Origin of the sequence: Collinsella aerofaciens (assembly GCF_040910185.1) — a bacterium.
GTDB classification, from domain to species: domain Bacteria; phylum Actinomycetota; class Coriobacteriia; order Coriobacteriales; family Coriobacteriaceae; genus Collinsella; species Collinsella aerofaciens_BF.
The window spans coordinates 22,846-31,474 of the sequence record NZ_JBDGBA010000008.1 but is presented as its reverse complement, the minus strand read 5'-3'; the positions used below and the strand labels follow the sequence as shown (position 1 = coordinate 31,474).

Annotated in this window: 9 protein-coding genes and 2 tRNA genes; 1 reads left to right on the top strand and 10 read right to left on the bottom strand. The window is 59.5% G+C overall.

What is annotated here, in order from left to right; all coding sequences use genetic code 11:
• Window positions 1-2 precede the first annotated feature (2 nt).
• The 3 genes from AB5Z54_RS04765 to serS form a co-directional block, all read right to left on the bottom strand.
• Window positions 3-76 (bottom strand) — tRNA-Arg (locus AB5Z54_RS04765).
• 77 nt (window positions 77-153) lie between these two features.
• The gene (locus AB5Z54_RS04760) at window positions 154-531 is read right to left on the bottom strand and encodes a hypothetical protein (protein WP_368134583.1); all 378 of its coding nucleotides are present in this window, start codon (window positions 529-531) and stop codon (window positions 154-156) included.
• A 173-nt stretch (window positions 532-704) separates the two neighbouring features.
• Complete coding sequence (gene serS, locus AB5Z54_RS04755) at window positions 705-1,988, bottom strand: serine--tRNA ligase (RefSeq protein ID WP_368160545.1); 1,284 nt, start codon at window positions 1,986-1,988, stop codon at window positions 705-707.
• Between the two features lie 111 nt (window positions 1,989-2,099).
• Here serS and AB5Z54_RS04750 point away from each other — a divergent pair, with 111 nt between their 5' ends.
• Window positions 2,100-2,273 carry a DUF6724 family protein gene (locus AB5Z54_RS04750; protein ID WP_006235069.1) on the top strand — a complete coding sequence of 58 codons (174 nt, stop codon included), beginning with the start codon at window positions 2,100-2,102 and terminating at the stop codon, window positions 2,271-2,273.
• Window positions 2,274-2,429: 156 nt separating this feature from the next.
• On the opposite strand, the gene proC is transcribed toward AB5Z54_RS04750, so the two are convergent.
• The 7 genes from proC to metG form a co-directional block, all read right to left on the bottom strand.
• Window positions 2,430-3,200 carry a pyrroline-5-carboxylate reductase gene (gene proC, locus AB5Z54_RS04745; RefSeq protein ID WP_368160542.1) on the bottom strand — a complete coding sequence of 257 codons (771 nt, stop codon included), beginning with the start codon at window positions 3,198-3,200 and terminating at the stop codon, window positions 2,430-2,432.
• A 73-nt stretch (window positions 3,201-3,273) separates the two neighbouring features.
• Window positions 3,274-3,744 carry a 23S rRNA (pseudouridine(1915)-N(3))-methyltransferase RlmH gene (rlmH, locus tag AB5Z54_RS04740; protein ID WP_117655498.1) on the bottom strand — a complete coding sequence of 157 codons (471 nt, stop codon included), beginning with the start codon at window positions 3,742-3,744 and terminating at the stop codon, window positions 3,274-3,276.
• Between the two features lie 6 nt (window positions 3,745-3,750).
• Complete coding sequence (locus tag AB5Z54_RS04735; RefSeq protein ID WP_270226098.1) at window positions 3,751-4,689, bottom strand: SPFH domain-containing protein; 939 nt, start codon at window positions 4,687-4,689, stop codon at window positions 3,751-3,753.
• A gap of 305 nt (window positions 4,690-4,994) precedes the next feature.
• A tRNA-Leu gene (locus AB5Z54_RS04730) sits at window positions 4,995-5,081 on the bottom strand.
• Window positions 5,082-5,124: 43 nt separating this feature from the next.
• Window positions 5,125-6,042: a TatD family hydrolase gene (locus AB5Z54_RS04725; RefSeq protein ID WP_368160539.1), complete on the bottom strand. Its 918-nt coding sequence runs from the start codon at window positions 6,040-6,042 to the stop codon at window positions 5,125-5,127.
• Window positions 6,032-6,892: a 16S rRNA (adenine(1518)-N(6)/adenine(1519)-N(6))-dimethyltransferase RsmA gene (gene rsmA / locus AB5Z54_RS04720; protein WP_368160536.1), complete on the bottom strand. Its 861-nt coding sequence runs from the start codon at window positions 6,890-6,892 to the stop codon at window positions 6,032-6,034. Before rsmA ends, AB5Z54_RS04725 begins: the two co-directional genes overlap by 11 nt.
• 107 nt (window positions 6,893-6,999) lie before the next feature.
• Entirely contained in the window at window positions 7,000-8,601 is a 1,602-nt protein-coding gene (metG, locus tag AB5Z54_RS04715; protein WP_161145124.1) for a methionine--tRNA ligase, read from the bottom strand.
• Window positions 8,602-8,629 lie beyond the last annotated feature (28 nt).

Here is an 8,629-nt window from a genome sequence, read left to right as displayed (position 1 = left end):
GGTGCGGCGTATAGGATTCGAACCTATGACGTTCTGATTCGTAGTCAGACCCTCTATCCAGCTGAGGTAACGCCGCAGCGCAAGACATATAAAACCACTTTAGCTTATTGGAGTCAAGCACAATCTCAAACTTTTTTGTGGAACGCGGTTTTGTCATGCTGCTCCGCATATACCGCCGTTCCCCGTACGATTGATTGGCTTTTCGATCACGTCAAACTTGGCATCAAGTTCTCTCAGGAGCGATCTCACCCGCTGGGCGCAATCATAATCGGCAAACGAGATGCTCAGCATGCGCGCGACCTGGTTGGAAGTCCCAACTCCATAGAAGTGCTCCAGCGCCACAAGCCCCTCGTGCGTCACAAAGGTCTCGACCACATGCGGCGACTCCTCATAGCACCATTGCGTCAACGGCCCCTCACTCGTCTGCCGAACCACCAGGCCGCCCATGCCAGACGGCTCACACGTTACAAGCAGGTACTCCCCGCCCTCGTCGCTCTCAAACAAAACCACCCGATCATCAAACAGCTCCATCGCGTCCCCTTTCTCTCGCTCTTATTTAGCAAAAGCATAGCAGGTAGATGGCTGTATACAGAACAGTTGTTCGTGTGTTTTCTATTGAGCTGTCCGCACGGCATGGTATGGACCTACGCACGAAATAGGGCGCCCCCGAAGGAGCGCCCTTGCATATCCCCTATGCAGGCAAGTTACGCGACCGGCTCGATCTTCTCGAGGCCGCCCATGTAAGGACGCAGAACCTCGGGAATCGTGATGGTGCCGTCGGCGTTCTGGTAGTTCTCCAGAATGGCGGCCATGGTGCGGCCGGCCGGCAGGCCGGAACCATTGAGGGTGTGCAGGTAGCGCGAACCCTTGAAGTTCTCGGGGTCGCGATACTTGATGTTGGCGCGGCGAGCCTGGAAGTCACCGCAGTTGGAGCAGGAGCTGATCTCCTTGTAGGCGTTGTAGCTCGGCAGCCAGACCTCGACGTCGTAGGTCTGACGGGCAGAGAAGCCCAAGTCACCGGTGCACAGGCTAATCACGCGATACGGAAGGCCCAGCTGCTGCAGCAGGTACTCGGCCTCGGCGGTCATACTCTCGAGCTCATCGTCGGACTCCTCCGGCTTAGCGAACTTGACCATCTCGACCTTGTCGAACTCGTGCTGACGGATGATGCCGCGGGTGTCGCGACCGGCGGAACCGGCCTCCTCGCGGAAGCAGGGGGTGAAGGCGGTGTAGCGGCGCGGCAGGGTGTCGGCATCGAGGACCTCGCCGGCGTGCAGGTTGGTAAGCACGACCTCGGCGGTGGGGATCAGGAAGTTGTCGCCCGAGACGTGGTAGGCGTCGTCCTCGAACTTGGGCAGCTGACCCGTGCCGAACATGGTCTGACGCTTGACGACGATAGGCGGCCACCACTCCTTAAAACCACGGCTGGTGTGCGTATCGAGGAAGAAGTTGATGAGGGCACGCTCCAGGCGGGCGCCGGCGCCACCGAGAACGGTGAAGCGGCTGCCGGAGAGCTTGTTGCCGCGCTCGAAGTCGAGGATGTCCAGATCGGTGCCCAGATCCCAGTGCGGCTTAAAGTCGAAGTCGAACTCGCGCGGGGTGCCCCAACGACGGCGCTCGATGTTCTCGTCCTCGTCCTTGCCGTACGGCGTGGCCTCGCAAGGAATGTTGGGCAGGTGAGCCATGAAGTCGTACTGCTCCTGCTCGAGAGCAGTACGGCGCTCGGCCAGACCGTCAATCTTCTCGTTGACGGCGCGCACGGCCTCCTTGGCGGCCTCGGCCTCCTCCTTCTTGCCCTCCTTCATCAGGGCGCCGATCTTCTTGGACTCGGCATTGCGCGTAGCCTGGAGTTCCTCGACCTCGGTGATGACGGCACGGCGCTCGTCGTCGAGCTCAAAGAACTTCTCGCGATCCCAAGACGTCTGGCGGTTAGCCATGGCGACATCGATGGCATCGGGATTCTCGCGAACAAACTTGATATCAAGCATTAGATCCTCCGGCGATATACATTCCATTTAGGTTGCAACCTTGTACATGTATGGGCAAGTATATACTTATGAGCGTTTACGACCCAACTCAACTACGCAAGAAGGCACCCAATGGACGCAGTTTTTTCCTTTTTGTTTGGCACCCGCACCGGTTTTGCCATCCTTTTCGCCGGCGGCATCCTGTTATTTGCGATTCTTGCCTTTGTAATGGAGAAGCGTACCCATAAGATGTACGTCGACCGCGGACCCAAGTCCGAGGATGAGGAAGACAGCTTCTGGGACTAACCTGCCAAAAAGGGACAGGTTTATTTTGGTCGGTTTTATCTGGGCAAACGCAAGCGCCCCGCAACTGGAATTGAGCCAGTTGCGGGGCGCTTTTCGTACATGCGATAAAACCGCAGGAAAAACCTGCCAAAATAAACCTGTCTTTTTTGGTCGGTTTTATTGGAGAGTTGCGTCAATTGCCTTGACCAGGGCACTGCGCATGCCGGCGTCCTCGAGCGCAACGACGCCCTTGATGGTGGCGCCACCGGGCGAGCATACGGCATCCTTCATCGCCGCAGGATGCTGACCAGTTGAAAGCTGCAGCTTTGCCGTACCCAGCACCATCTGGCTCACAATGCGATAGGCATCGGCACGCGGGATACCATGCTTGACCGCCGCATCGCCCAGGGCCTCGATTGCCATAGCGACAAATGCCGGAGCGCAACCACCCACCGTGCCGCCCACGAACAGCAGGCTCGTATCGAGCTCGACCACCGTACCGAGCTTGCCAAGCAGATCAAGCACCACTGCGCTCTGCTCATCACTAAGCGTGGAAGCCTTCTCGCAAGCGATGACGCCCTCGCCCACCGAAACCGGTGTGTTGGGCACCGTCGAGATATGCGCGACGCCCGGCAGGACCTGCTCCCACTTGGCACTGTCCCAGGTCCAGGCAACCGACAGAACGACCTTTTTGGCAAGAGCATCCTTGAGCGGGGCGAATACCTTCTCGATCATGTACGGTTTGACCGCAGCGACCACGATATCGGATGCGGCGACAACCTCGGCGGCATCGTGGCAGGCGACCATGCCGCGCGCCTCGCAGCGCTCAACCAGTGCGTCGTAGCGACCCGCGCAGGCGCACATGTCGCTCGCAGCTACACCGGCAGCGATCCAGCCATCGGCCATAGCGCTCGCCATATTGCCAAAACCGACAAATCCAATCTTCATATCTCATAGTCCTTTCAGACACATTCCTCAAAACGAAAGGTATTGTCCCACGCCATTGTTTCGTATTGCCGACCTATTTGTGATACGGCTCGCCACGGCTGATCTTGCAGGCACGGTAAATCTGCTCTAGCAGCACCACACGCGCCAGGTTATGCGGCAAGGTAATGCGTCCAAAGCTGAGCATCTCGTCGGCGCGGGCGCGTACCTCATCGCTCACGCCGTCCGATCCGCCAATCACAAAGGCGATGTCGCTGCTGCCTCGCAGCATAAGATCGTCGAGCCTCGCCGAAAACTCCTCGCTCGAGCGCTCTTTGCCCTCAATGGCCAGCAGGATCACATGCGCTCGAGACGGCAGGGCAGCAAGAATCGCCGCCCCCTCCTTGTCGCGCGCGGCATCCACGCCGCCCGCCTTAGCCGGGTCGATATCGGCCACCTCGCGGATATCAACCTTGGCATAGGCACCTAGGCGCTTGGTGTACTCAGCGCACGCGTCCTTCCAAAAGCGCTCCTTGAGCTTACCGACGCAAACGACGGTGTATTTCACGCGCGTCTACTCCTTCGAATCGTTTTGAACTTTGCCGGCGGTCAGCATCTGCTCGAACATAGAGGCCGACTGCGAGAAGTCGCTCGGCAGCACGACCGTCGAAGTTTTACCCGTGCGAGCAAACTCCGTCATCATCTCGGACCACTGCGTAAACATGAACAGTTGGTTGGCCTCATCGTTGCCGACACCCGTCTCCTGGATGATCTCGAGCGAATCTTTGATACCCAGCGCGATGGCCTTGCGCTGGTTGGCGATGCCCTCGCCCGCCTTTTCCATAGCCTCGGCCTCGGCGGTCGCCTCGGTGACGCGCTTGATGCGGTCTGCCTCGGCGAGCTCCTGCGCCGCAGCGCGCTTGCGCTGGGCGGCGTTGATGTCGTTCATGGAGTTCTCGACCTCGGTCGGCAGTGCGATCTTGGTGATGAGTGTCGACACGAGGGTGAAGCCGTAGGCAGCCATCTGCTCGGACACGGTGGCATTAACGTCCTTGGCGATGTCATCCTTCTTGGCAAAGACCTCATCAAGCGTGTAGACAGGGATGGAAGAGCGCAGGGCATCGGTGATGAAATCGCGCATCTGATCGACGGGCTCCTGCAGCATATAGTAGCTCTTGTAGATACCCGAATCTGCCGGGCCGGCACCCATGTCATAGCTCACGTGGTACTGAGCAGAGACCTCAAGGCCGATGGTCACGTTGTCCTGGGTCTTAACGTCGATGCCAAAACCGTTTTTCATGGTGCGCAGACTCACCGTGGCGGCCTTGCGGTCGATCACGGGCACCTTCATGTGGAAGCCCGCGTTGACGATGCGGTTAAACTTGCCCAGACGCTCGATGATCACGGCATGCTGTTGTTCAACGACATAGCAGGCGTTAGGAAGCAGCAGCAACAGGATGATGATGGGAATCAAAAGGCTGGTAAGGGCGGCGATGATACCGGACAACAGCATGGTCTCTCCTCTGATAGGCACACGTTGGCACTAGGATACCCGCACGAAGCAGCAACGTGACATCAACAAGAGGCCCATAACAAAAAAGCTCCCATTGCTGGGAGCTCTTTCATTTAATGGTGCGGGCGAAAGGACGTCCGCGTATCCGCTTCGCGGATTCGCACCGGCTTCGGCCGCCTGCCGGCGTCCTCGCCAGCTCGCTAAAAACGCTCCGCGTTTTCTTGGCGCTCGCTCCTTCGCAGGTTCAAGTCCCCGCGATGGGCCCAAAACAAAAAAGCCCCCATTGCTGGGAGCTTTTCAATCAATGGTGCGGGCGAAAGGACTTGAACCTTCATGGGGTTGCCCCCATACGGACCTGAACCGTACGCGTCTGCCAATTCCGCCACGCCCGCGTGCAGGAATTAGAATAACGGAGCGCCATCGCGAACGCAAGAACTATTTTTGAAAAAGTTTGCAGGCATTTTCCCAAGCGGCTTGCGCGATTGTTTCGGCATCCTCACCAGTGCGATCGATACGGTCGTTAACCAGCGCGTTTGCCGTAATGGAGATCATTGCGGGCTCGCATTCAAGACCGCGGATGGGCTCCGGAGCCATATACGGGCAATCCGTCTCGAACAAAATTCGATCGAGTGGGGTTGCCGCAAATGCCTCGCGCACGTCGTCGTTGCGCTTAAAGGTGGCCGCACCACCATAGGCGATATAGCAGCCCAGCTCCACAAAGTGCTCCATCGTGGCGCGGTCCTCGCCAAAGCAGTGCAGCACACAACCGGCCTGGGGCACGCCCACCTCACGAAGCACGTTGTAGGCGTCCACGTGCGAGGTGCGCTCCTGGTCCGTGTCCTCGTGACGCAGATGTAGCTCCACCGGCACGTTACGGCACACGGCAAGCTCGAGCTGGCGCGCCATGCAATCAATCTGCACGTTATGGGGTGCCGGCGCGATATCGTCGTCATAGTCCATGTGGTAGTCCAGGCCGATTTCGCCAATACCGGCGCATAAGGGGTCATCAAGTGCCGCAACGACCTGTGCATGAACGTCGTCGGTATAGTCCGGCGCGCCATACGGATGCACGCCGGCAAGATACTTGATCTGCGGGATATCCTGCATCGGAAGAATCTCGCGCACCAGCCAGTCGCTATAGTCCGCCACGCTGCGCTTGTCGGCAATGGGGTCGAACATCGTCACCAACAGGTCGACGCCCGCGGCTTTGGCGCGCACGAGCGTCTCGGGCACATCCTTGCCCCAAAACGAAAGCAGATGTGCATGCGTGTCGGCAAGCGGCGCCAAGGGCACGGGACAAGCAACCGTCTTCTTTTTCTTGGTAAACGTCACGCGTTCGGCATTAGGCGTCATGGATTAGCTCCCGGGCCAGACGGACAAAGTCGGCAACATCGAGCGTCTCGGCGCGCGTGGTGGGTGCGATACCGCAAACCTCAAAAGCGGCATCGAGCACGTCCTTGGCAAAACCGTTGGCGCTCATGGAATTTCGGACGGTCTTGCGCCGCTGAGCAAATGCAGCGTCGATCACACGAGCCACGAACTCGCGATCGAGCCCCTCGGGCACCACGCCGTCAACACGGTCGATACGCACGACGGCCGAGTCCACGTGCGGCGCTGGCATAAAGCAACGCGGCGGCACCTCAAAGCGACCCGTCACCTGCGCATACAGGCCGAGCTTCGCCGTATAGCCGCCATAGGTCTTGTTGCCCGGCACTGCGGCAATGCGATCGGCAACCTCCTTTTGCACCATGACCACGGCACGCTTGAGCGCGGGCATCGTCTGAAAAAACTGCAAGATGATCGTCGCCGCCACGTTATAGGGCAAGTTCGCGACAAATACCGTCGGCTCACCGCCGGCGGCCTGCTCAATCTGCTCCGGCGTCACCTTAAGCGCGTCGCCCATGATAAAGCGGAAGTTGGCGTAGTCGGCGGCGTGAGCATCGAGCACCGGCTCGAGCTCGGGATCGGCCTCGATCGACGTGACGCACGCCGCCTCCTGCAACAGCGCAAGCGTGAGCGTACCAACGCCCGGACCAACCTCGAGCACGCGCTCATCGCCTGCAAGCTCGGCAAGCTCGCAAATGCGCTCAATTACATGGTTGTCGATCAGGAAATTCTGGCCCAGGCGATGCTTGGTCGCAAGGCCAAACTCCTCCAGCAGCTCCCTGGTGGCCGTGGGGTTTGCCAAAGGCGAAGTTGTCATGGTTGCCTCCTCAGCATGATGGCGGCGTCTTGAAACAAAAGGGCATGGACCGTGGCGGCCATGCCCTTACAGCTAAACAGCAAATTGCCGATATGGCGCGCTGCGTCTTAGCCCAGACGCGGGAACAGCGGCTCACCCTTCTCGACGGGCTGACCACCAGCAAGCAGGCCCCAAGCGCAAATGCCCTTGAGGTCGTCGCTCGCGGCCTCATCCTCGCAGGACAGGCGGCGCAGGGCCTCGGCAGAGGTCTGAGGCATGAGCGGCATCAGCAGGTGGGCGGCAATGCGAATGGCCTCGAGCAGGTTGTAGATCACAAACGCCAGCTCGTCAGCCTTGGCCTCGTCCTTGGCAAGTGCCCAAGGCTCGGAGTCCTCGATGTAGTGGTTGGCGGCATGGATGAGCTCCATGACCTCGTCCTTGGCTCCGCCGTAATCGAGCACGTCCATCTTGGCCATGTAGCGCTCGACCAGACCATCGGCGATCTTTGCCAGCGGGTTGTCGAACGCATCGAACGATGCGGGCTTGGCGGGCGCGCAACCATCAAAGTACTTGCCGCTCATGTTGAGCGAACGCGAGATAAGGTTGCCCCAGCTGTTGGCCAGGTCGGCGTTGTAGACCTGCTCCATGCGATCGAAGCTGATGGCACCGTCGGTACCGGGGACGACGTCGGTCATGAAGTAGTAGCGATAGCCCTCGACGCCCAACATGTCGATAACGTCCTGCGGAGCGATGGCGTTGCCGCGGCTCTTGGACATCTTCTCGGCCTTGCCGGTCTCGGCATTGCGCACGGTCAGGAAGCCGTGGGCAAAGACGTGCTCGGGCAGGGCCTCGCCGATGGCCATGAGCATGGCGGGCCAAATGACGCAGTGGAAGCGGATGATGTCCTTGCCCACGATGTGGAACTGCGCGGGCCAGCGATAGGCCAGCTCGGCACGCGCCTCGTCGGTGTCGACACCGTAGCCGACGGCCGTCATATAGTTGAGCAGCGCATCGAACCACACGTAGGTCACGTGACCCTCGTCAAACGGGACCTGAATGCCCCAGTCAAAGCTCGTGCGGCTCACGGAAAGGTCGTTGAGGCCGCCCTCGACAAAGCTACGCACCTCGTTCATGCGGAACGCAGGCTCGACAAAGTCGGGGTGCTCGTCGTAAAGCTTGAGCAGCTTGTCCTGGAAAGCGGAAAGCTTAAAGAAGTAGGACTCCTCCTGCACGCGCTCAAGCGGACGGTGGCAGTCGGGGCACAGGTGCTGGCCGACGCTGCCGTACTCCTCGTCGCCCTTCTGGACCTGCGTATCGGTGAAGTAGGTCTCGTCAGGCACGCAATACCAACCGTCGTAGCTGCCCTTATACAGGTAGCCGGACTCCTTCATGCGCTCCCACAGGTACTGCACGGCATGATGCTGGCGCGGCTCGGTGGTGCGGATGAAGTCGTCGTTGGAGATCTCGAGCTTGCTCCAAAGCTCCTTGAAGTGCGGAGCCTGGCTGTCGGTCCACTCCTGCGGCGTCATGTTGTGCTTGGCTGCGGCCTCGGCGACCTTCTCGCCGTGCTCGTCCATGCCGGTCAGGAACTTGACGTTATAGCCGGCGGAGCGACGATAACGGGCCTGAACGTCGGCGATGATGGTGGAATAAGCCGTGCCCAGGTGCGGATCGGCGTTGACGTAGTAGATGGGCGTCGTGATAAAGAACGAAGGCTTGCTTTGATCCATGGGGTTTGTCCTCCAGAAAAACGTTGCA

What these genes read in the sequence shown, in the direction of transcription:
- proC (WP_368160542.1), bottom strand. Translation starts at nt 3,200, where the DNA reads ATGAAGATTGGATTTGTCGGTTTTGGCAATATGGCGAGCGCTATGGCC.
- metG (WP_161145124.1), bottom strand. Translation starts at nt 8,601, where the DNA reads ATGGATCAAAGCAAGCCTTCGTTCTTTATCACGACGCCCATCTACTAC.
- AB5Z54_RS04735 (WP_270226098.1), bottom strand. Translation starts at nt 4,689, where the DNA reads ATGCTGTTGTCCGGTATCATCGCCGCCCTTACCAGCCTTTTGATTCCC.
- serS (WP_368160545.1), bottom strand. Translation starts at nt 1,988, where the DNA reads ATGCTTGATATCAAGTTTGTTCGCGAGAATCCCGATGCCATCGATGTC.
- rsmA (WP_368160536.1), bottom strand. Translation starts at nt 6,892, where the DNA reads ATGACAACTTCGCCTTTGGCAAACCCCACGGCCACCAGGGAGCTGCTG.
- AB5Z54_RS04750 (WP_006235069.1), top strand. Translation starts at nt 2,100, where the DNA reads ATGGACGCAGTTTTTTCCTTTTTGTTTGGCACCCGCACCGGTTTTGCC.
- AB5Z54_RS04760 (WP_368134583.1), bottom strand. Translation starts at nt 531, where the DNA reads ATGGAGCTGTTTGATGATCGGGTGGTTTTGTTTGAGAGCGACGAGGGC.
- AB5Z54_RS04725 (WP_368160539.1), bottom strand. Translation starts at nt 6,042, where the DNA reads ATGACGCCTAATGCCGAACGCGTGACGTTTACCAAGAAAAAGAAGACG.